Here is a 21,765-nt window from a genome sequence, read left to right as displayed (position 1 = left end):
GCTCGGTCTTCCCGACTGATGACAGTCTGTTCAAGCTGCTGTATCTGGCGATGAAAGATATTACGAAGAAATGGACCGGCCGGCGGCAGGACTGGAGCCGGATCTATGCCCAGCTGGTCATCTACTATGGTGAACGCCTGCCTGAGTGAGGACGGCGCGCGCGTTCATCTGTCAAGAGGGGCTAGCCCCTCTTGACAGATGAACAGGATCATGCTACAATGCAGATAAGACCGACATCTCATCTGCCGGTCTCATCATAATCAATCTATGTTTTCAATATGCACTGTTTTGCGTTTACACAAAATTCGGGATTGAGCCGAGATCTGCTTTCTTGCCTGTGACCTGCTTAAAGCACGTCCCGAACCATGCGGTGCAGAATTGTTCCATTCTGAATTGCCCTTACCTGTTCCTATTACTATACCATCACGCATATTAAGAGGAATACAGAGCATCTGACCTGTATTCGCCGATACAGCTCCCTTTCTGATAATGATCCTGTCATCATCATAGTAATCGATATAATTGTGTACAGTATCAAAACGTTCTGAAACATCTGCGCCAACGCTTGTTACGAGGTGATTCATGATCATATCCGAAATAATAGTGCGGTTTTCACGGGCGTAGCGCATTGCGCTGAGCATACAGGAGATATAGTTATCATACATATCTCCATAGATATATGCGAGGTCGTTGCTCACTGTCTTCAAGCATTCTATTTCATTCCGGATCGCAATATGTTCTTCCTCAGACTCAGCATACTTATGCTTTTCGATGAGACTGCGCTTCAAATCCTCATCAATTACTGATCCGTGTCTCTGGAAATACTTACAGATGTTCAGCCCAAGACTTCTGCTTCCTGTATGGACTGTAAGCATATATGTGTCATCATTGATTCTTCCGATCTCAATGAAATGATTTCCTCCTCCGAGTGTTCCGAGACTGTTGAGGAACATATCCCTCTTGTCTTCTGCGTGGATGATACGGCAGATATCATCTGTTTCTGAGATAATTTCGGGTTCAATATACGTATAACGGTTCTCACGGATACACATTCCGCTTGGAACAGATGCACGGATAAAGTTATCAAGGTTCTTGAAATCAATATCCTGTTCAGTTCTGAAAAGTGTAGCCATAACTCCGCATCCAATATCGACGCCCACAATATTCGGAATGATCCTCTTCTCATTCAGAACTGCTGTGAAGCCAATAACACAGGCATTTCCTGCATGGCAATCGGGCATGATCCTTACTTCAGCATTCTTAAAAGCGAAATGATTACAAAGTTCCATGATCTGCGAGTAAGCACATTCATCAATGTTGCCTGTATAAACTAAAGCATTTGTATATTCACCGCTGATCCTTATCATAGCATCTCTCCTTTCTCTGTAACTATTATGCACCATTAATGAGGTAAATGCAAGTAAAAAAAGTGAGAAAACAAAATTATATCAAATAAAAGCTGTCTGAGCTGAAAAATGCTCAGGCAGCTTTTTTGTTTTAGAAGTAAGAACCCCCGACCACTTGGCAGGGGGTACTTGTTAGACCTAGCTTAATCGACACGGTGCGTTGAGTTTCAAACCCCGACCAGTTGGTAGGGGGTTACTTGAGAGAGTAGCTGCGAGGAGGACGAGAACTTCAGTTTCAAACCCCGACCAGTTGGTAGGGGTTTACTTGCTGAGAGATTTTGATTGGATTGCATATCACGGTTTCAAACCCCGACCAGTTGGTAGGGGTTTACTTGTAGATGTAGTCATTTCGACACGGTGCGTTGAATTTCAAACCCCGACCAGTTGGTAGGGGTTTACTTGAGGAAACTATACAAAGCATAGTTCTCTTTAATTGTATTATACATCAATAATACACAAATGTCAAGCGCTTTTCATAAAAAAGTTGATTCTGGACTGATTTAGATACTATATAGGTTGTTTTTTCTTTGTTGTCTGTATTATATCATGTTTTTTTATATAATTCACGGTAAAAAAGTGAGAAAAATTACAGAGATGATAATATTTTAGTAACTTAATTTGATTATCAAACCGGATCATCACCTTTATCCAAAACAAGAGAAGCGCCACTAAGTTCACGTATTTCTTTTTCAAGAGATCTAACTTCATTTTTTATTTCATCGTATTCATGCTTCGCTTCATCGGCAAGCTCTATTGCTTTATAATAATTAGTTGCATTGATATTCGGATAACGTTTATGACATAATTCTTTGATATACTCTGATAACGTTCAATAAATTATGTCTGAGAATACAGTATGGAGCAGGTTAAGACTGATGCCGGATTCTCTGGTTATAGAAAACAGTCAAAAAGGACGGAATGAAAAGAAAAGTGAATGGAAAACTCTGATAGCCATATTGCATTCCATCAAATCCTTATGTTCAGAGATTGATGTTGAGGACGATTATGATATTGCAGGTGAATACTTCAAAAGTCTTGATTATTCTTTTGATATCAGAGAATTGACTGAAGATGAGAATGCTCGGCTTGACAGGCTATTTCAGGATGGGTATAAAAAATATGAAGCCTTCCTGCTTAAGATATTCTCGGAGGATACAAAAAGGGATTATCCTATGGAACTTTGTTTACTTATCAATGATGAGTCACTTAACCGGAAAGGGTGCACGGTGTATTACTGCTCTTTGATGAAATAGGTATCGATAAAGAGATCTATCTGTGCCTCCGCTATTTTAAGGATCTCCCGTTTTCTCTCTGGTTCACGGTCGTATATCTGGATAAGCTGAGATACAGGTGCAGTATACATAAGAGCAAGGATATGAGGGTCGCATTTCTTTATTTTCCCCTGTTCCATAAGTCTTGCCATAACGCTTGTAAAAAACTGTATTATGTTTGAATGCTGGTTAGCAGAAGCTTTACCACGAAAATAATCTATCTTGTATTGTTCCATCGTTGCTATTCTTCTCAGTTTCCGTATGATATCATCGTTAAGAGTATATCTTATCGTCTTCATACTGAACTTTTTAAGATCTTCAGCAGTCTGTATGCTCTCGGCATTGCCTTCCTTGAACCTCATTTTTTCCTTGTATGACTCTTTGAATATAGAGTCGATACCTTCCATAAGGCCTTTTTTTCCCTTGAAATAGTTGTACACATTAGGTCCCTTCATGCCTACAGAATTTGCTATTTCTTCAACAGTCGTGGCATCATATCCATTTTTTGAAAACAGATCAAGAGCTGCAAACAACAGTTTATCCCTTGTAGTTTTTCCTGCATTATTCATTGATTTACCCTTTCGTTGTGTTCAATCTACTATTTTTTTATTATAACACCTGTGAAATTTCATGTCAAGAAAAAAGGGGAGTAATTAGTTATTGGAAATGGTATTATCTGCCAAAAGGGGAGGACCTAAGTCCTCCCATATTGAATGCTTATACTATTCAGAAGGATACAGTTTTTAATACTGAATATTCCATCCTTCCCTTTTAGCCTGTGCCTGGTAAATATCGTAATAGTAACCGAATACATAGGTTTCTTTACCCTTGATTTTTGTTTTTGCGTTAATATCAACGTGTCCGTTTGATAGTTTATATCCGGAAACGATCATCTGTACAGCAACAAGATCTCCTATATCGAGTTTCGGATTATATTTATCAGGATTACCGAAATTATTACCATTTAATACATATTTTCCTGCTGCAGGATATTTAACAGGATTAATAAGATACTGTTGTAACACGATAACATCAGTCATATCGACCTTTCCGTCACCGTTTGTATCTCCCTTCAGTATCTTTTCCGGAAAGTAATTCTTAATATCTATATTACCGTCTCTGATAGCATCCAGTAATTTCTGAATAGTTGATTTGTCAGCTGCGATTCCCTGCCAATCATTTTCAACACCCAAAGCGCGGAGCATCTTCTTGTAATCGTCCCAGTTGAGTTCGCAATATCTTTCAAGTGCTTTTTCCACGTAGTAGTTAGAACGGTCAAAGAGAACAGCAGGTGTATCCTCTACCGGACACATGAGATAAGCAGCCAGTGCATTAGCGTCATTGATATTGAATACACCGTCACCGTTAGCATCGCCCTTTATAAATGCTTTGTTTTTTCTATAGATGAAATCATACTGATTCGGATGAGAGCTGCTTTTATAGGAAGGATAGTACTTTCCGGCGATAGAAAGCATTCTTGCATCTTTTGAATCCACTTTTCCGTCACGGTTTATATCAGCCTGACAGTAATCTGTACCGTTTTGCAAACGGAACCAGAAAAAGTGGTCAATACCGTATTTGTCCCACATGCTCCTCCACTGACTCTCATATCCGTTTGTCTTTGCAATTATATAGTTCTCCATAATAGCAGTGTCTTCTGAATTGATATTGCCGTCCTCGTTGAAGTCAAAGTAGTCATAATCCTTTGGTACTGCGGCATTGGCGCTTATAGTGCTCATCATAGGCACTGCGCAAATTGCAGCCGCAGCTATAGCTGAGATAGCTTTTACAAGTTTATTCATTTTAAATAAGTCCTTTCAATGCTTTTTTATTCCCGAGTTCTGCTTCGATAAATACTTCGTCTGATACACCGGTACCTGTGTATCGCATTGTCATATCAGTTTTCCGGATCACTGATAACTCCAAAGCTTTATACATCTACTGCATCGCTCTGTATTATCTCGGGCGTTATGCCCGGATTGACCGCTGCTGTTTTCATAATAGTATAATGACACTATTATCTTATCATCAATTGTTTATCTCGTATTCTTATGTCTTTCTGTGCTTTTATGCGTTTCTCGCTTGTATAGTATTTTACTGCCGCATTTTTGGTGTGTCAAACAAATGGCAATCGATGATATTTGTTTTTGTTTTAACTAAGCTGATCAACAGCTACTGCCTTTATAAAAGCAGCTATAACAGGCGGATTTTCCGCATATCAACCGCTTGATAAATTTCCGGCTGGAGCCTTTCAGGGATCGTGCCAACGATATGATCTGCGTGAGGTTTCCGTTAATACTCACTGCATAGCAAGCACTTTAGTTGATATTATTCGTTGAATTGCCGATTATCCATAGCTGATACGGGTGCTGTTGGTATATTTATCAACAATAAAAGCGTGGACTGATAATTCAGCCTGAAGAATTCCAACCTCTCCGGCTGTTCAAACGGTAAAGAATAATATGCATTATTAAGAATAAGATCCTTCTTTTGGTTGATTTTGAAACAGGTAAGGTGTATAATTAATATGGTAAGAGTAACACATCAGAAAGGAGATACAGAATAACTATGAAGCAAATGGATGAGATATCAAAATATCTTTGCCTGCTGCTGCGTCATCAGCCTGATAAGGCTGAGCTTGACATGGACGAGCATGGCTGGGTATCAGTTGAACAGCTCATAAGCGGAGTCAACCGTCACAGCCAATACCATATTGACCGTACTATGTTGGAAAGCATAGTATCTGCCGACAAAAAAGGCAGATACCGCTTTGACGACGAGCATAAGAAGATCAAGTGCTGTCAGGGACACTCGATCCCATGGGTTGAGCCTGAACTGAATTACTGCGAACCGCCTGTGTTCCTGTATCACGGAACCACAACAAAGGCACTTGAAGCTATCGAAGAAAGCAGAGCAATAAAAAAGATGAAGCGTCATGCTGTACATATGCAGGCTGATATAGACAAAGCATGGCAGTCAGCAGAACGATGGCATAAGACTCCCGTAGTACTTAAAATATCAGCTTCGGAAATGGCACATGACGGCTACACGTTCGGAGTGACTGAGAATGAAGTGTGGTGTACAGAAGAAGTACCTGTGAAGTATATTTGTGAAAGAGTATACACTAAATAGTTGCGTAAAGGGGGAATAAAACAATGTGGGACGATCGCAGCTATGATACACCCATAAACAGAAGATTTCCTGAGGCAAGTCATATTGATGTGCCTGAAGGAGTAACTGATATTGGATATTTGGAATTATCAAATTATAAGAAGTTGGAAACAGTTTTTCTGCCGCAAAGTCTGAAAACTATCGGATACTGTGCGTTTCTTGGCTGTGAGAATTTAAAGGAAATACATATTCCGGATGGTGTCACGACTATATGTGAAGGTGCATTCCGCGAATGCAAGTCACTTCGTGCAATAGAACTTCCAGACAGCGTACAGGATATAAATCGTATGATGGTTTCAGGGTGTACATCGCTGGAATCGATCAGGCTTTCGTCGGCATTAACGAGTATTGGTGAATATACATTTTCAGGCTGTAAATCCCTTCATACAGTGGAACTGCCGTCTGCTTTGAAAGAAATAATCCATAATGCATTTCAAGGATGTTCATCGCTGACTGAGATCAGTATTCCCGAGAATGTTGAGGAGATATGGTTTGAGGCATTTCTGAACTGTTCTTCGCTGAAAACAATGCGTATGCCCATCAGTTTGAGGTCATTTGGAAGAGATGTACTGCAAGGCTGCGACACACTTGAGACAATAGAATTATACGGCAAATTATCCAAAGACAAGCCTATCCCTGAATGGCTTGAAACATTGGTATCTGATAAGTGCAGCACCTGCGAGATCATACTGGAAGGCAGGCGTATAACGTCAATAAATAAGGATTAATATATGAGATACAAGGAATATGGAAAAGAGAATTCACGAGCTGTTATTTTGCTTCACGGTGGTGGATTATCATGGTGGAATTATTATAAAGAAGCCTACACTGAGAAATATAACTAATGTGTACTCAATAACCGCTATTGTAAATAGAGTATCAGTATGCTATAATAAAGAAAAAACATAGGAGCAGATTATGTCAGTAGAAAACGGTGAATGGATAATGCGCGGGCTTGCCTGGGACGATCCATACAGGATACGAAGTCCGAAAGAGCTTGTGAACTGGATAAATGAAGTGGGTTTTCTGCCTTTGTTTGGCAATGGAGTAAAAGGCTTTTCTGTTGAGGAGCACGTATCGGCAGATTACTGGTGGACAGGAGACAGAGAACAGGATCCGTGGGAGTGGCGAGAGATGATCGCTGCAGGTCACGAGGTAGCATACGGTAAATTCTTCGATAAGAAGGCAGGCTTTATCAGTCTTGAATGGCTGCCGTATTTTGCGAATTACAGGCGTGACGGATATGACTTCGACTCAGCGTGGGAAGACAGCAAAGTCAACCGCCGAGAGAAGCTGATAATGGACGTTCTGACCGATACCAACAGCGATGGTGATATCATCTGGAACGACAAACAGATACTCACGACAGACCTGAAAAAGCTTGCTGGCTTCGGCAAGGGCGGTGAAAAGAACTTCCCGGGTATTACAACTGAACTGATGATGAAAACGTATCTTGTTACTGCGGATTTCCACAGGCGAAAGAATAAGAAAGGTGCGGAGTACGGTATGCCGGTATCGGTAATTCTTCCGCCGGAGTCTGTGTGGGGATATGATACGGTCACTTCCGCATACAGCGAATCTCCGCATGAATCATGGAAGCGCATAATAAACAGGGTAAAGGAACTGTATCAGAATGCTGATGAAGCTGAAATAATAAAGCTTATCGGAAAAGAACCTGAATAAAGGAATGATAATATGAAAATACTTAATCTTCACGGCTTCATGGGAGAAGCCGATAACAAGAACTACAAGGCACTTTGTAAAATTTTTCCAGCAGAGGATATAATTTCGCCGAAGATAGATTATATAAATACTGCTCCCGAGGAACTGATGAAATGTTTTTCAGATATGGTGGATACCGATGATCTTATATTTGTGGGACAAAGCCTCGGAGGTATGTATGCTGACAAGCTGAGCCGAAAGTTCAAGCGTCCGTGTATACTTACAAATCCATGCTATTATCCACATGAGCTGGAGATCATCACAAGTTCGGGTATATCTTCTGAGTTTGTGGAGCAGTACCGTAAAATGTCTGTAAGCACTCAGAATGAACGTGCTTACACTCTGTGCAGCGACAAGGATACTATTCTGCCTGACAATTACCAAAACTGCGATAAGCTGTCCGTTACTGTGAAGACAGTTCACGGAAGTCACAGTACTATTGAAAATGTGGGAGACCATATTTCTGAACTGCTGACCGAGATACAAAATGACAATTTACTCTTGTTTTTAGGCAGAGGTTCAGCTTTTGCAGATGAGCATAATTCTGCTTTCTTTGTGGAGGATAATGAGCTTGTACTTATTGACTGTCCTGCGACTTCGTATCAGAAGGTTAAGAAGATGAATTGGGAGCAGTATGACAATATCTATATCCTCGTCACTCATACTCACGGCGACCACAGCGGCGGTATAGGAACTATGCTGCAATATGTGTGGTTTGCAAGCTATATGAAGAAAAAAGTTACTATTGTTGCACCTTCAGCAGAAGTTAAGGAGGACCTGCTCCTGCTGCTTATGAGGATAGAGGGCTGCGAACAGGAGTGGTTCAATATTATTACAGCTGATGAGTTGGATAAGAAGTGGTTCATCTCAGCAGTGCCGACAACACACGTTAAGCCTCTTGAGGGCAGATGCTTCGGCTATCATCTTAATATCCACGGAAATAACGTAGTCTACACAGGGGATACGGCAACTCTTGAGCCATTCAAGCCGCTGCTGAAAAGAGGTTCATTCCTGTATACCGAAGCAGCGTACTACAAAAGTGCAGTTCATCTCTGTCTGAAAGAAATGCTGCCTGAGTTAATGAAACTTGCTGAAAGCGGAGTTCACGTATACCTTATGCACCTTGATGCTGAGGATGAACTTAAGAAACTGATAGACGGGACTACTCTAAGATTTGTAGAGATTTATTAATGATAATGAGAGATAAGCTTAATACCGTATATATAATGACTTTCAGTTTTAACAAGAATAATTATATCATACGTAATTATGATATTCAGAACAGATCCAGCATACTGTCGAGATAGACCTCTTCACGGACAGTAAGCCGGTATTCGGGCTTTGTGAGATAATAAAGCAGAAATTCGAGATTGACAGCACTTCCGAGTCCTCTGCCTTCTATTTTGAAATTAGAAAAACCGAGGGGCAGATAGGTGCTGATGATGTCATCGATACTGATAAACCCGGGATTTTTCATTGCCTTTGAAAAACGGTATCCCTCTCCGGCATCAGGTGCGGTACAGATGTGATCGGGACAGTTCTCTCCGAGATTTTTACGGCTGACATTTTCGTAGCACGCTTTTCTGTCTTTACAGTAAAACGAGCAGCATTCATTGCACAGAAATTCTACTTTATCCTTCCGGATCTGCGAAAGTGTATCAAGTTTATCGTACTGCTTATTGAGTCTGAAATCTGGAACAACATATTTAAAATCACTTCGTTCTGTTTCCTTTAAAAACTGATCAAAATCAGTCCGTACCTTTGTAGTTGATGAAACAAAATAAAGACCGGGATAATTCTTTTTAATATGTTCAAGCAGAAGGTCCGAGTGGATTATCACACCGTTCTGTACACCATTGTTTACGGCAAAAAGTTCACACAGGGCATTGCACTTCTTATCGGTGAGATGTTCAGGTTTTAAAAGCGAATTGCTGAAAGTGAGTCTTGAAGAAATACCGTATTCATTCATAAGCGCGAGTACATCTTCAGCTTCACATTCGCCGAATCCGGCACGTCCGCCGCCCCAGATACAATCCGCAGGAGCACCATAGACAGATGCTATTTCACACCAGTCGTAGAAATACTCCCGGTGCTTACGGTACAGCGGCAGAAACACACTGTACAGGTCATAGAATTCAAACAGTCCCGGAAGATGAAAATAAGCTCTGTTTTTTGCAGTGTTTTCCATATGTGATCATTCCATTTTCTTCAATTTTGACGAGGTATTGAGTGTACTATAATCCATGATATATCATTCCTTGCTTGAACGTTTATTTGGTCAATTGACCGAGATCGGATTTACGCCAGCTTGACCACCAGTGTAGCACTAAAACAGTCATCATGTATTTCAGCATAGACTTCTCCGCCCATGAGTGACATGAGCCGTTTGCAGATGAACAGTCCCAGACCGTTGCCATGTATCTTATCGGCATTATTTCCCCTATGAAAACTCCCGAATATCTGCGGAAGTTCCTTTGCCTCGAGAGTACAGCCCGTGTTCGTTACTGTGATAAGCTCACAGCCGTCCATTTTATCGAAGCTTATCTCTATCCGTTTGCCGTCACCGTATTTGATCGCATTTTCGATCAGGTTTTGCAGACATTCAGCCAAACGGTCAGCATCGCAGGAAAGGATACAGTCATCGTATTTCTGTATGATAAATTCCGTCCCCGAAATACTGAGCTGAGGCGCATATCTTGAATTGATCCTTGTGATGATCTGACTAAGAAACGCCTCGCCCTGCGTTACCTCAAAGCTCATGAAGTCCTCACTTGCCGCTTTTGTGATCTCGCTGACAAACTGCTCGATCTCATCCGCACGGGCATTGATGCTTTCTGCGGCACTGCGGCGTTTTTCCTCGTCACTGTATATTCCCTTTGCAATAGCTTTTGCATTCAGCTTAATTGCAGAGAGGGGAGTTTTGATATCATGGGAGAGGGATAACAACAGCAGCTTCTTATCACGCTGCATGGATAGCTCCTTATTCCTGTCGTCCTCGATCTTTTCACGCAGGAGGTTGACACCCCATGTGAATTTTCCGAAAAAGCGACTTTTCTGTTCGGGTATCGGCACTGCAAGATTTCCCTTCGCAAGCTCCTGCGGAACATTGTTGAGCCTTCCGAATGGAGTGATAACATTCCGCCGGATATATCCAAATACACCGCACAGCAATAAAAATATAACTCCTAAAATACAATTGACAATTATCATCAGGCTGCGGTGGTTCCCGAGCGCATATTCCACACGGTACAGCGTTCCGTTTGCTTCGATGATAACATAGTGTTCATCGCTTTTATAGAGGTCATCACCCGTATACACTCCGGTGATATGGGGATAGCCTGAGAGGTCATAGCTGCCTGTTTCGGCTATCTCGTCCGCAAGACGTTTTGCTTCTACACGGTATTGTCCGTCAGCATATTTCCGGTTCTGTAACATGACGATATTCAACGTCGAAGCAAGTATCAGAAATATGGTGACTGCTGCAATACACAGTCTTCTGAATGCGTTCATACAAACTTGTACCCCACACCCCAGACGGTCAGCAGACGGCTTGCGTTTTTCGGATCATCGCCCAGCTTCTGACGCAGACGATTGATATGCACATTAAGGGTTTGAAGCTCCGAATCGCTGTCGCTGCCCCATATTGTAGAAAACAGATATTCTTTTTTCAGTGCCTTGCCTTGATTTTCGATCAGGAGAGCAAGCAGGTCAAATTCCTTTGCAGCAAGTTCAACAGGCTTACCGTCGATCTCCGCAGTCCTGTTTGCAAGATTCAGCGTGACACCGCTTGCGGAGAGCATACTCCGCTGATACCTGCGCTTGAAGATGCCTTTGATCTTTGCAAGCAGAATATCTATATCATAAGGCTTCTCTATGTAATCGTCAGCCCCTAAGTCCAATCCGTTCAGTTTATCTTCCTTGTCTGTTCTTGCACTGACGATAAGTATCGGCGTATCAGCATTCTCTCGCAGTTTTGAGCATACTGCAAACCCGTTCATATCAGGCAGATTTATGTCAAGTACCACAAGCCTTGCGCCGTATCTCTCGAAAAGCTGTACAGCACGTTCACCGCTTTCCACTGCCGAAACTGTATAGCCCTCCGCACGAAGGAAATCCGTAAGCAGAACACTAAGCTCCTTATCGTCCTCAACGATCAGAATATCGGTCATATAATCACCACCTACCACTATTGTACCATATCGGCAGCAATATTACAAGTATCACCAGCCTTGTTCCATCAGCCAGTTATTCAGTTCACGTTCACGGTCACGAAGCTCCTTGTCACCGCCATTAAAATGTCCCATTTCCTTTTCGCCCATGATACCGCCGTCCATTATGTAAAGAATTCGGCTGCACTTAGCGGCTACCTTGGGATCGTGCGTTACGCACATGATCGTTGTGCCGTCACGATTAAGGGAGAGAAGTTCGTTCATGACTTCATCAGAGCTGGAACGGTTCAGCGCTCCCGTAGGTTCATCGGCAAATATCATTTTGGGTGAGTTTATCATACTGCGGCAGATACACGCCCTCTGAAGCTGACCGCCCGATACCTCGTTGATGTCATTATCTCCCACATCGCCGATACCGAGCCTGCGCATAAGCTGCCTTCCGCGTTCCTCAGTCGCCTTGCGGCTCTCGGTGTTCCTTTTCGATTTGACTGCCGGAAGAATAATGTTATCCAGTACGGAAAGATTTTTCATCATATACATCTGCTGGAAGATAAATCCCATTTCATCCAGTCTGAGCTGTGAAAGTGACTTGTCCGAGAGTCTGGCAGTTTCTTTGCCGTTAAATATGACTTCGCCTGCGGTAACTCTGTCCATTCCCGAAACGCAGTAGAGCAGTGTGGATTTTCCGGAACCTGACGGTCCCATGATCGCTACCATTTCGCCCTCGGAAATAGTCAGGTCGATATTTTTCAGAACGTTATTCTGACGCTTGTTCACGATGTATGTCTTGCAAAGTCCTTTTGTCTGTAAAACGGTATTCATGATAATATCCTCCTTATTCAATAGAAGCGGTATCGCTTGCCTTGATGGTTTTCGTATAAAGCGCGGTCAGAAGCGTACCAATGAACGCCACACCGATCAGTATAGCAGGGCAGACTGCAAATATCTCAACAGCATCGAAGGCGATCCCTGTGGAGGAAACACTTCCGATCTGAGCGAAGATGAATGTGAGAAGTGCCTTACTCATCGGGAGTACGATCACAGATGCGAGAATAACCGCAATGACAGCAGTCATAACGAAACGCAGAGTATGCTGTCCGATCACAGAACCGTTCTGAATTCCCACTGCTTTCATCAGTGCTATCTCACTCTTTTCCTTTGAGATGAAGCTGCGCTCCATCAGTATCACGATCAGTGCTGTAACGATAACTGTCATGAGCATCATCATCTGCTTGACGCTGTTCAGTGTGCCGGACATTTCGGTAAAGGTTTCCACCATCTTGGCGTTCGTGTAAATTTTTTCGCCGCCTGTTACTTCTTTCAGTTTTTCAATATTTCTCTCGATTTGCTTTTTATCAGGCGTTCCGTCGAACTGTATCTGAACACCCATGTTATTATTGATCTTCTCCAGATTCAGCTCTGCATCTTCACAAAGCCTTGCAGCCATACCATTATTGATAAAGGTTGAGAATGTACCTGTGATGATGAACTCCTTTTCAGTACCGCCAATATTGACCTTGATCCTGTCGCCGATCTCTGTCTCCAGCTTTTCCATAGCAGCAGAGGTAAGTGCTGCTTCATCGGGTTTCATCGGAGCGCTGCCGGCATCATAAACAAATCCGTCTGCCGGTGCATTTCTTGTGACAAGGTAAGAGATACCTGCGTTGTTATCGTTATGGGTAGTTGTATAGATACAGCTCATTGTGATGGTGGCTTTCCCCGGTATACCATTCTCTTCAAGCATCTTTTCCGTTTCTTTCACAAGAGATTTCCAGCCGTCATTGGTTTTCATGGATTCTTCCATAGCTTGTTTGATAGAGTTATTGTTGATCTCATTGTCAAGGATAGACGCATCTGTTTCAACAGGTATCCCGAATAAAAAGATCGGTTTGTCGCTGGACAGTGTATTTGCCATATTGGACATGACTGTCATCATCAGCACACACAGAGTAAATACGACTGTAATGATCGAAAACTGCTTAGGTGCGCTGAGAACGTCATTCACCGCCATAAACCCCGTTGAAGGAAGCTTTGAGCGTCCCAGGTGCATAACGCTTCTTTTCCCGAAACGTTCACCTGTCTGACCGCTGCGGACTGCATCGATCGGTGACATCTTTTTTATCCCTCTTGTGCATCCGTAGCTGAATAACAGCATCAGTACGATTACAGCGGCAGAACCGGCAATTCCGATCATGGTATTGTTTCCGCTGAACACGATATTTCGTGATACCGATTTAAGTAGATAGCTGCTGAGCGGTATCGAGCCTGCATATCCGATCACAGAGCCGATAATAGCAATAGCCGCGTATTTTGTGATATAAATACTGCGGATACCGCCGTTCTGAATGCCGACTGCTTTCATAACGCCTATCTCACGAAATTCCTCCGAGATCGTAAAGCCGATGGCAAAACGAAGCGTTACAAAGGCTGCTGCCACAAGCAGAACACAAGCTGCCAGCAGAATATAGGCAGTGATCATATCATACATAAAATAGCTTGAAAAGTGGTCCTTTGTGTAAATGGAAATGCCTTCTGTATCTCCGGCCGCCTTTGTAACGGCATCAATGTCATTGGTTTTAACATATAAGGTCTTTTCTTTCATGAAAGCAGAGCTTTCCGATGCCTTGTTCATCTTATCCCAGTCAGTGCCATTGAGTATGATAAGGGGTGAGGAGGAATTATTAGTATCATGGGCAGCTGTTTTGAATATCCCCTCAAACCTGAGAGAAAAGGTTTCCTCAGCGATAGTGACAGTCAAAAAATCACCCTTTTCCAATGAAACACCCTGCAAGAAGTTTTTTGTGCAGTAAAAGCTTTCTTCAGGAACACCTGTGATCTCACGATCTTCAGCATCAAAATATTTACAGCCAAACTCCTTATCAGAGAAAAAGCCTGTTCCGTTGATAAGGTCCTTGTGTTTTTCTCCGTTCAATTTGAAATGATCCGGTGTCAGGTAGAATCCCTCTTCGACCTTCACTTTTTCCACTTCGGGGAGAGCGATGAGTTTCTTATCCAGATCCTGATCAAACGGCATACTGATCTTTACATCGGGGGCATCCGAGGTCTTTATAAAGTAATCAATGCCGCCCGTTACTGCGACGATATTGTTCAGACTTGCCGCCGCAAGCATTGAGCACAGTATCACGAACATCAGTAAAATGATATTCATTGTCTTCTTTCGTTTCAGATCTTTTTTCAGTATTCTCCAGAACATAGTTCATTCCTCCGTATCTTGTATCGGTGTTCTCTATGCTTTGATTATAACACGGAAATTCTTAACAAGTCTTTAACTTTTGAAAAGCTGCAAGGTTACGATAAAAAACCGCCTGAATAACGGTGAGATCCGATACTCAGGCGGTTGATAACCAATATTTTTTATCAGTGCCAAGTCCCCATAAAGGGGACTCGGCTTTATAAGAGAGTGGATTTATAAAGGCGTCAGAATATGTTTGCATCCCACTTCTGTATCTCGAGTGCATCAAGAGGAGTAACGCCGTCGCCGTCGCCGACGATATCAGCAACCTCAAAGCCTTCTTCATACATAGGATATTTCTGAGAGTTAGCAATAAACTGAAGTATTGTCAGAGCATCAGCAAGTCCGACCTCGCCGTCAACATTGGCATCTCCTTTATCCAGTTTAAATTCTTTTGAACCTCCGGATAAATAACATCCCGTCCATGTCATATCGAATTCAGGTATATCTCCTTCGCAGTTACGGCAAAAATCCTTAAAGAAATCAGAATAATAAAGTGTCAGTTCGCAGCGTAAAAATTCACACACTCTTTCTTCGGCATCTTTAATACTTGTGATATTATTATAAACACTCTTCGTCCAATCCTGATACGCTATTCGTATTCTGCTTTGATCATATTCCACTTGAACTTCCTCAATATCATTTTCAGCTTTATCAAAGCCGTAATATGATAGATCATATTCTGTGTCTGCTCTAAGTCTGCCTGCTTCAAGTTTGCCTGCTTCAAGTTTGCCTGCTTCAAGTTTGCTATTCACAGCAGATAGAAACGCTTTGCTATTCCAACCGTAGCTTGAGCGTTCAGCCTTCCATTTATATGATGGTTCAAGCCTATAATGTGTTGGAGCAAAATTGTGTTTCATCATGTTTATGGCATGGTTTTTTATGAAATCGTCTTTGATGATACCTTCCTCTGTAATGTAAAGCGGAACGATCTCATCTTTTCCTATTTCCCTGCAATACAGGTTGTATTCCTCCAGTAATTCTTCCCTGTTGAGAGAATTGAAATAGGAATAGTTTTTTATAACATCATCTTCCGCACTGACGTTCATGATAGTCGTGCCTATATCTGAATGCCTATTTAACTCATCATCATTATTACCTCGAACACTTCCTAAACCATAATGTTCAGCGTAATACTTATTCTCAGCATCTATTTCTTCTTGTGATACAGGTTCATATGTACCAACTATTGCTTGAACTATTGCTTGTATTTCAGACAGCGGAATCGGATCATGCCTCTGTAACAATTCATATAATTGCTTCTCTTTTTCAGTGTAATCATTTACAGAATGATAGAGTTCCGGTTCATCAAAATCAATATTTTTTTCATCTGCAATTGCACTTAACGGAACAAAAGCTGAACTTGCTACAATTGAAGCAGCTACTAACGATGTAAATAACTTTCTCATAGTAAGACCTCCTTGAATGTAATGTTTACATATTTTGAATGAGGGGTTCATATCCATTGCAATTACCTCCTTTACTAAAGCATTTATCTGCTTCTATAACTTAGTCTTTTCAGAACGAAAAAAGTCTCACCTTTTTTTAAACTTTGTAAAGCTGCACAAATTTTCCTTGGATAATTGTATGTTTCTGCCAATAGCTTTTTGTCCGCACTGCAAGAAACATGATATTACCGAATGTGAGTATGGCTACGGAGCCGTTACCCCTTGCAAAATATATCTTGGTGAAAAGACCATTGGAAAAGTAAAAGGGGACAGTAAAAGCGGCTTTGAGGTCTTGATGCCTGAATATGATGTCTTTGTGAAATCAGACAGCGGAGATGATCTTTTGATGCAGGCTGCAAATATCGTCAGTCTCAGGATAAAGCGCTGATCGTATCATCGTTGTAAAATCCGACATGTCAGTTCTGCCATATTTCTACGGGACTGGTTTCGTATATCAGGATCATGGCATCGTACATTTCTGTAGGGGCATAGTTCAGCTGATAGCTCTGCTTCAGGAGACGCATCATTATGTTGTACTGCTCACCGAGTGTTCCTGTTTTCATGGGACTGTTTACAATGTGATACATGGGATCACTTTCACTTATAGCAGTCATATCCAGATAACAGCCGTCCTTGCCGTACTGTTTTGCCTGATAAGCAAGCGGATCAGCCGAGCAGAATTTATGGACCTTTCTGCTGCCGTCATTGCCTGAGGGAAGATTATCTCTGGAGATGTAGAAATCGGTGCCTATTGCAAAATATTCATCGCCCATTTCCTCGTGAAGGAACTTGCCGAGGAATGTGAATTTAGTGGACTGGTTCTTGGACATATGACCGTTGTGGCAGGCAAGCATGAGTCTGCCGTTATGCTCTTTCTCTTCGATCTCAAGAACACGTTCAACGTTTTCCTTCATCTTTGTGTCACGGTAGTATGCGGAAAAACGCTCTTTTTCACGGTAATCAAGATAGCATCTGAGCATCTCGTCTGCATTACGGACTGTCTCGAACTTCTCCTTGCCGACTGCTGCTTCGTATGAATCACAGCTTTTGTCCATATCTTCTGCGACATCATCGATAAGTTCTATCATTTCATCATAGTCTGCAATATTATATGAGTCTTCTTCTGTTCCGAAAAGCTCGTCGAACTTAGCGGAATAATCTGCCGCTTTATCGGGAGCTGCCTGAGCGTAGAAATCCTTGATAAGCTGTACATTGCACATATCGTTCTGTATATCTGCGCCGTAGAGACGAACCTTGTCATCTTCTGCTGCGGTCTCGTTATAGTCATGCATCCACTCCACAAGCTCGCACATCTCGTCGGTGTGGTATATACGGTATCCGAGCTTTTTTGTGACCTCCTCAGCTGTTCCCTCGCCGCCGTTAATGTATTCATTTGCGAGAGCGCATCCGCCGAAATCTCCCTCAATGATAAGGGCTCTGACGTTGGTTGTCTCAACAAGTCTTTTGAATACCGTAAGTTTCAGCTGCTGGAATTCACTGTTGCCGTGAGTGGCTTCGCCTAAAGCTATCACTCTTGCATTTTCGGGAACTGTGAGTTCATTTACTGCGGTCACGTTATCGCTGAAAGTGCTTATCTTCTCAGGTCTGTTAAGAACCTTTGCTGTTATGCCTGCACCTATTGCTGCTATCATAAGTCCTGCGATTATCAAAGTCTTTTTCTTCATTTGTGTATTCCTCCTGAGATTATTGTTTTATTGAACCTTTATTCGTATCTGCTTTTTTGCCCGAAAGAGCAAAATGAGCTTGACATGAAGAATTTGCGCTCCCCGAACAAAGTTCGGGGCAATAACCACCTTTAGGCGGTTATTGAGTACACATTTATTATAACTCAGTTATGATGATCTGTCCTGTTTTTTATATTACTGAACATTACAATATTGAAATGTTGAAGATCATCCTCCTTCACTGCTATGGTTGAAACAGTCGGGGATACGATAAGTTCAGCGTTTTTTTGCGGCTGTATCATTTAAACGGATAAAGCGTACTGTTTATTTTGCCTGTGCGGTTTGTACAGCAGTAAACTTGTATGTTTGTGCAAGACGCAGAAAACAACAAGTGAACATTGATTTTCGGAATTACTTGTTGTACAATTATTTTATAGACATATCTTTAGGGGGGGGCTAACATATGAAAAAAAGAATTATAGCACTGTCAGCGGCGCTTGCACTGTCATGCACATGCATCGGAGAAGGTACAGCGTTCGCTGATTATGATTACTATTCGCCTTATGAATATGAATCTGATTATGAACTTGAAGCTGAAAGGATATTTAACAAGGATGGGTTTGAGTATTTAAAATATGATGACAGCATCAGGATACTCTCTTATAACGGTGGAAATGAAAAAGTTGTTATCCCAGACCATATCGACGGGCTTCCCGTTACAGACATACAGCCTTACGTTTTCAATAACAAAGACTGCCCTGTAAAGTCTTTGACTATCCCGGGGACGATTAAAAATCTCCCAAACTATTTATGCGAAATGAGCGACTCTCTTGAAGAGGTCATTATACTGCCGGGAGTTGAAAGCCTTGGTGCTTTTTCTTTCTCAAACTGTCCGTTACTGAAAAAAGTTGAATTGCCTGAAGGTCTGATTGATCTGGGCGATGGTCAATTCTCATATTCAGGAATAGAAAGTATCTCGATCCCTGATTCGGTAAAAACTATTCCCTATGAATTTTGCAGTTACTGCAAGGAGCTTAAGGAGATAAAGCTTTCCGAGAATATCACCACAATTAATTACTCTGCTTTTTCTGATTGCACGGCAATTGAGCATATCGATCTTCCTGAAGGACTGGAAATGATAGATGGAATGGCTTTTGCATACTGCACTTCACTAAAGGAAATTACTATTCCGGACAGTGTGAAAGATATTATGTACAGTGCATTTTTATGCTGCACCAGTCTTGAAGAGGTAAAGCTCGGAAGCAATTTACAGTTTATAGATGAAGGTGCCTTTTCACGTACTAAAATAAAATCTATAGATATTCCTGCATCTGTGATAAGTATCGGAAACGGTGATAAGTTTCCTTTCAGTGAGTGCAAATATCTTACAGATGTCAATATAGATGATGATAATAATATATATTATGATATAGACGGTGTTCCGTTCGCGACAGATCCTTTTTACGGAGTTGATCCTGAAATTACGGAGAGAAATGATGATCTTCTTTTTATCCCGATCGGAAAAAGCGGAGAGTTAAGCTTCCCCGACAACTATGACGGATACGATAAATTATTTATCGGACTGAATAAGAATATAACATCTTTTTCCGTAAGTGATTCAAATAAAAAGTATAAGTCGGTCGACGGCTGTATCTATACAAAGGACGGAAAAGAAATGGTACTTTTCCCGACAGGCAGAACAGGCGAATTCACTATACCCGAAGACGTTGAAGTCATCAGAAATGCGTTTCAGAATATCGACCTTGATAAGCTGACTATCCCTTCAGGTGTAAAGGAACTGAATTGCTGTTCGATAAGCGGAAAAGTGGGAGAGCTTATCATAAATAGCGATGAACTGGATATTGACGGTGGCAGGGATGTTTCTGAATACTGGAAGTATATACGGATCGTAGATTCATTTTATTATGCCAACGATGATTATTATAATGATGATATTGATCGTAATGACCTGCTTGTACTTCATATCGGCAATGAAGAACTTGAACTTCCCGGAAATTGTACTCTTAATGCCTCACATATAATCGGCAATAACCTGAAAAAGCTGTCATTCCGTTCGGGTTCCTGCGTAGATATCATAACACTGCCTAAAAAAACTGTCCTGACTGAGCTGTCATTTTCGCCTGATATAGATGAACTGTATATCAAAGAAGGAGCAAATGTAAAAGAACTCGTCCTTCCGAAGGGAAAGACAGTTATAAAATCACGTTCATTTTCAAACAAAAAAGACCTTGAAAAAATATATGTAAAGGGTTCGGCAGTGATAGATAGTCTTGCATTTACAAACTGCGATAAGTTAAGCTCATTGGTTATAGACGGTACCTCGTCCATAGGATATAATGCTTTCCACTCGGACACCGCACTGGAAGAAGTTACTTTTAAGCAGAAAGCGGAGATAGCCGATCACGCTTTTTATGACTGTTCTTCACTTACAAACCTGAATATATCGGATGATTCCGTTCTGACCGACGACGCCTTCTGCGGCTGTAAGTCTCTTATGATGCTTAACGGCAAAGAAGTTGTAGAGGGAAGCAGCACTGAGTTTGCTGAGGAATATGATCCTTTTATCAGAAATAACTTTTACAGAGGTACAGATGTCGGTTTCCTGAACCGTTGGATATTAAACAATGCTAAGAAGGTCGTATCCGAGGTCACAGACGAGAACATGTCCGACATAGAAAAAGCAAAAGCCCTTCACGACTGGGTATGCAGTAATACGGAATACGCTAAGGCAGATAACGATGATGCCGAAAATCACGCTGATACATCCGTATTCATGGACGGTATCGCTGTGTGCGAAGGCTATGCAAGAACTTATAACCTTCTGCTGAATGAAGCAGGTCTTGAGACCTGTTATGTGAAAACCAAGGACCATGCGTGGAACATAGTAAATATAGGCGGAAAAAATTTCCATATAGATACTACATGGGACGATGTTTACGGTAACTATGACTGGTTCATGCTTTCGGATGAACAGATATTAGAGCCTGAGGGAACGCATAATGAGTGGCGCCAGTTCAAGCCTTCACCGCTTCACTCTTTCCAGACCGTAGAGCTTCCGAAATGTGATACGGTCATGGGAGATATCAACGGCGACGGAGCGTTTACAACTCACGATATAAAGCTTCTCGGTCCTTATATTGCGGAAACCCCTGACTATAACGTTGCTGCCGACCTCGACGGCAACGGAAAGATATCTGCCGCAGATATCTCGGCAGGTTACAAAAAGCTGTCTATCACTATGGGCGATGTGAACGAGGACGGCGAAGCAAGTCTTGCGGACGCACTATGCATATTGCAGTATACAGCCAACAGTTCAAAATACGGTCTCTCGGCAAAGGCTCTCAGAAATGCGGACGTTTACAACAACGGCGACGGTGTAACTCCTATGGATGCACTGGCGATACAGCAGATGGATGCAAAGATAGTTAATTCACTTCCTTGTTCATACCTGATAGACGGAAAAACCTTTTCGGCTGAATAAACAATGCTCCGACACGTTGGTACGGAGCCGCACCGAACGATATAATGAGAGAATTTAGGAATTATTATTCCGTAAATGGTCTTATCCCTGTGTGACAGCGGGGATAAGACTTTTTTTATTGTGACACCTGTCGGAGTT

Annotated in this window: 17 protein-coding genes and 1 pseudogene; 8 read left to right on the top strand and 10 right to left on the bottom strand. The window is 41.9% G+C overall.

Translation table 11 applies throughout. The features are described from left to right. A pseudogene (locus tag BT127_RS17180) lies at window positions 1-149 on the top strand (IS256 family transposase); the annotation flags it as partial. 111 nt (window positions 150-260) lie between these two features. Here BT127_RS17180 and BT127_RS08405 read toward each other — a convergent pair. Further along, on the bottom strand, window positions 261-1,367 hold the full coding sequence (locus BT127_RS08405; protein ID WP_075424579.1) for an RtcB family protein: 1,107 nt from the start codon (window positions 1,365-1,367) through the stop codon (window positions 261-263). 914 nt (window positions 1,368-2,281) lie between these two features. On the opposite strand from BT127_RS08405, the gene BT127_RS08395 reads away from it, so the two are divergent. Continuing rightward, window positions 2,282-2,659, top strand: coding sequence for a hypothetical protein (locus tag BT127_RS08395; RefSeq protein WP_075424577.1), 378 nt, complete (start codon window positions 2,282-2,284; stop codon window positions 2,657-2,659). Here BT127_RS08395 and BT127_RS08390 read toward each other — a convergent pair. Further along, window positions 2,638-3,246, bottom strand: a complete 609-nt coding sequence (locus BT127_RS08390; protein WP_075424576.1) for a TetR/AcrR family transcriptional regulator — start codon at window positions 3,244-3,246, stop codon at window positions 2,638-2,640. The two genes, BT127_RS08395 and BT127_RS08390, sit on opposite strands and share 22 nt — an antisense overlap. 174 nt (window positions 3,247-3,420) lie before the next feature. Next, on the bottom strand, window positions 3,421-4,479 hold the full coding sequence (locus BT127_RS08385) for a hypothetical protein (protein ID WP_075424575.1): 1,059 nt from the start codon (window positions 4,477-4,479) through the stop codon (window positions 3,421-3,423). A 766-nt stretch (window positions 4,480-5,245) separates the two neighbouring features. Here BT127_RS08385 and BT127_RS08380 point away from each other — a divergent pair. The 4 genes from BT127_RS08380 to BT127_RS08365 all read left to right on the top strand — a co-directional run bounded on the left by BT127_RS08380 (window position 5,246) and on the right by BT127_RS08365 (window position 8,761). Then, window positions 5,246-5,809 carry an RNA 2'-phosphotransferase gene (locus tag BT127_RS08380; RefSeq protein WP_075424574.1) on the top strand — a complete coding sequence of 188 codons (564 nt, stop codon included), beginning with the start codon at window positions 5,246-5,248 and terminating at the stop codon, window positions 5,807-5,809. A 23-nt stretch (window positions 5,810-5,832) separates the two neighbouring features. Then, window positions 5,833-6,576 carry a leucine-rich repeat domain-containing protein gene (locus tag BT127_RS08375; RefSeq protein ID WP_075424573.1) on the top strand — a complete coding sequence of 248 codons (744 nt, stop codon included), beginning with the start codon at window positions 5,833-5,835 and terminating at the stop codon, window positions 6,574-6,576. A gap of 190 nt (window positions 6,577-6,766) precedes the next feature. After that, a complete protein-coding gene (locus BT127_RS08370) occupies window positions 6,767-7,531 on the top strand; it encodes an AlkZ-related protein (protein WP_075424572.1) in 765 nt (254 codons plus the stop codon). A 12-nt stretch (window positions 7,532-7,543) separates the two neighbouring features. Continuing rightward, entirely contained in the window at window positions 7,544-8,761 is a 1,218-nt protein-coding gene (locus BT127_RS08365; RefSeq protein ID WP_075424571.1) for a YqiA/YcfP family alpha/beta fold hydrolase, read from the top strand. An 85-nt stretch (window positions 8,762-8,846) separates the two neighbouring features. Here the strand turns inward: BT127_RS08365 and BT127_RS08360 are convergent, their stop codons facing one another. The 6 genes from BT127_RS08360 to BT127_RS17420 form a co-directional block, all read right to left on the bottom strand. After that, the gene (locus BT127_RS08360; RefSeq protein WP_075424570.1) at window positions 8,847-9,758 is read right to left on the bottom strand and encodes a hypothetical protein; all 912 of its coding nucleotides are present in this window, start codon (window positions 9,756-9,758) and stop codon (window positions 8,847-8,849) included. 110 nt (window positions 9,759-9,868) lie between these two features. After that, window positions 9,869-11,080 carry a HAMP domain-containing sensor histidine kinase gene (locus BT127_RS08355; RefSeq protein WP_075424569.1) on the bottom strand — a complete coding sequence of 404 codons (1,212 nt, stop codon included), beginning with the start codon at window positions 11,078-11,080 and terminating at the stop codon, window positions 9,869-9,871. Then, window positions 11,077-11,739: a response regulator transcription factor gene (locus tag BT127_RS08350; RefSeq protein ID WP_075424568.1), complete on the bottom strand. Its 663-nt coding sequence runs from the start codon at window positions 11,737-11,739 to the stop codon at window positions 11,077-11,079. The genes BT127_RS08355 and BT127_RS08350 overlap by 4 nt, the downstream gene beginning before the upstream one ends. Before the next feature lie 51 nt (window positions 11,740-11,790). Then, window positions 11,791-12,561, bottom strand: coding sequence for an ABC transporter ATP-binding protein (locus BT127_RS08345; RefSeq protein ID WP_075424567.1), 771 nt, complete (start codon window positions 12,559-12,561; stop codon window positions 11,791-11,793). 13 nt (window positions 12,562-12,574) lie between these two features. Then, window positions 12,575-14,953 (bottom strand): ABC transporter permease, encoded by a 2,379-nt coding sequence (locus BT127_RS08340; protein WP_075424566.1) that lies wholly within the window; start codon window positions 14,951-14,953, stop codon window positions 12,575-12,577. A gap of 224 nt (window positions 14,954-15,177) precedes the next feature. Next, window positions 15,178-16,401: a dockerin type I repeat-containing protein gene (locus BT127_RS17420; protein ID WP_318257203.1), complete on the bottom strand. Its 1,224-nt coding sequence runs from the start codon at window positions 16,399-16,401 to the stop codon at window positions 15,178-15,180. Between the two features lie 178 nt (window positions 16,402-16,579). Between BT127_RS17420 and BT127_RS08330 the strand changes: the two genes are divergently transcribed. After that, window positions 16,580-16,828, top strand: a complete 249-nt coding sequence (locus BT127_RS08330) for a hypothetical protein (protein WP_075424564.1) — start codon at window positions 16,580-16,582, stop codon at window positions 16,826-16,828. Between the two features lie 28 nt (window positions 16,829-16,856). Here BT127_RS08330 and BT127_RS08325 read toward each other — a convergent pair whose 3' ends face one another. Beyond that, window positions 16,857-18,125 (bottom strand): erythromycin esterase family protein, encoded by a 1,269-nt coding sequence (locus BT127_RS08325; protein ID WP_075424563.1) that lies wholly within the window; start codon window positions 18,123-18,125, stop codon window positions 16,857-16,859. A gap of 463 nt (window positions 18,126-18,588) precedes the next feature. On the opposite strand from BT127_RS08325, the gene BT127_RS08320 reads away from it, so the two are divergent. Beyond that, window positions 18,589-21,627: a leucine-rich repeat protein gene (locus BT127_RS08320; protein WP_075424562.1), complete on the top strand. Its 3,039-nt coding sequence runs from the start codon at window positions 18,589-18,591 to the stop codon at window positions 21,625-21,627. Window positions 21,628-21,765: the final 138 nt, after the last annotated feature.

The organism is Ruminococcus sp. XPD3002, assembly GCA_900119535.1.
In the GTDB taxonomy this organism is placed as follows: domain Bacteria; phylum Bacillota; class Clostridia; order Oscillospirales; family Ruminococcaceae; genus Ruminococcus; species Ruminococcus flavefaciens_H.
This window is presented reverse-complemented; position numbering and strand designations above follow the sequence as displayed.

Excerpts from the sequence above, each read along its gene's own strand:
- BT127_RS08330 (WP_075424564.1), top strand. The coding sequence starts at position 16,580 with ATGTTTCTGCCAATAGCTTTTTGTCCGCACTGCAAGAAACATGATATT.
- BT127_RS08370 (WP_075424572.1), top strand. The coding sequence starts at position 6,767 with ATGTCAGTAGAAAACGGTGAATGGATAATGCGCGGGCTTGCCTGGGAC.
- BT127_RS08320 (WP_075424562.1), top strand. The coding sequence starts at position 18,589 with ATGAAAAAAAGAATTATAGCACTGTCAGCGGCGCTTGCACTGTCATGC.
- BT127_RS08385 (WP_075424575.1), bottom strand. The coding sequence starts at position 4,479 with ATGAATAAACTTGTAAAAGCTATCTCAGCTATAGCTGCGGCTGCAATT.
- BT127_RS08355 (WP_075424569.1), bottom strand. The coding sequence starts at position 11,080 with ATGAACGCATTCAGAAGACTGTGTATTGCAGCAGTCACCATATTTCTG.
- BT127_RS17420 (WP_318257203.1), bottom strand. The coding sequence starts at position 16,401 with ATGAGAAAGTTATTTACATCGTTAGTAGCTGCTTCAATTGTAGCAAGT.
- BT127_RS08380 (WP_075424574.1), top strand. The coding sequence starts at position 5,246 with ATGAAGCAAATGGATGAGATATCAAAATATCTTTGCCTGCTGCTGCGT.
- BT127_RS08405 (WP_075424579.1), bottom strand. The coding sequence starts at position 1,367 with ATGATAAGGATCAGCGGTGAATATACAAATGCTTTAGTTTATACAGGC.
- BT127_RS08365 (WP_075424571.1), top strand. The coding sequence starts at position 7,544 with ATGAAAATACTTAATCTTCACGGCTTCATGGGAGAAGCCGATAACAAG.
- BT127_RS08345 (WP_075424567.1), bottom strand. The coding sequence starts at position 12,561 with ATGAATACCGTTTTACAGACAAAAGGACTTTGCAAGACATACATCGTG.
- BT127_RS08390 (WP_075424576.1), bottom strand. The coding sequence starts at position 3,246 with ATGAATAATGCAGGAAAAACTACAAGGGATAAACTGTTGTTTGCAGCT.
- BT127_RS08395 (WP_075424577.1), top strand. The coding sequence starts at position 2,282 with ATGCCGGATTCTCTGGTTATAGAAAACAGTCAAAAAGGACGGAATGAA.
- BT127_RS08340 (WP_075424566.1), bottom strand. The coding sequence starts at position 14,953 with ATGTTCTGGAGAATACTGAAAAAAGATCTGAAACGAAAGAAGACAATG.
- BT127_RS08325 (WP_075424563.1), bottom strand. The coding sequence starts at position 18,125 with ATGAAGAAAAAGACTTTGATAATCGCAGGACTTATGATAGCAGCAATA.
- BT127_RS08350 (WP_075424568.1), bottom strand. The coding sequence starts at position 11,739 with ATGACCGATATTCTGATCGTTGAGGACGATAAGGAGCTTAGTGTTCTG.
- BT127_RS08360 (WP_075424570.1), bottom strand. The coding sequence starts at position 9,758 with ATGGAAAACACTGCAAAAAACAGAGCTTATTTTCATCTTCCGGGACTG.
- BT127_RS08375 (WP_075424573.1), top strand. The coding sequence starts at position 5,833 with ATGTGGGACGATCGCAGCTATGATACACCCATAAACAGAAGATTTCCT.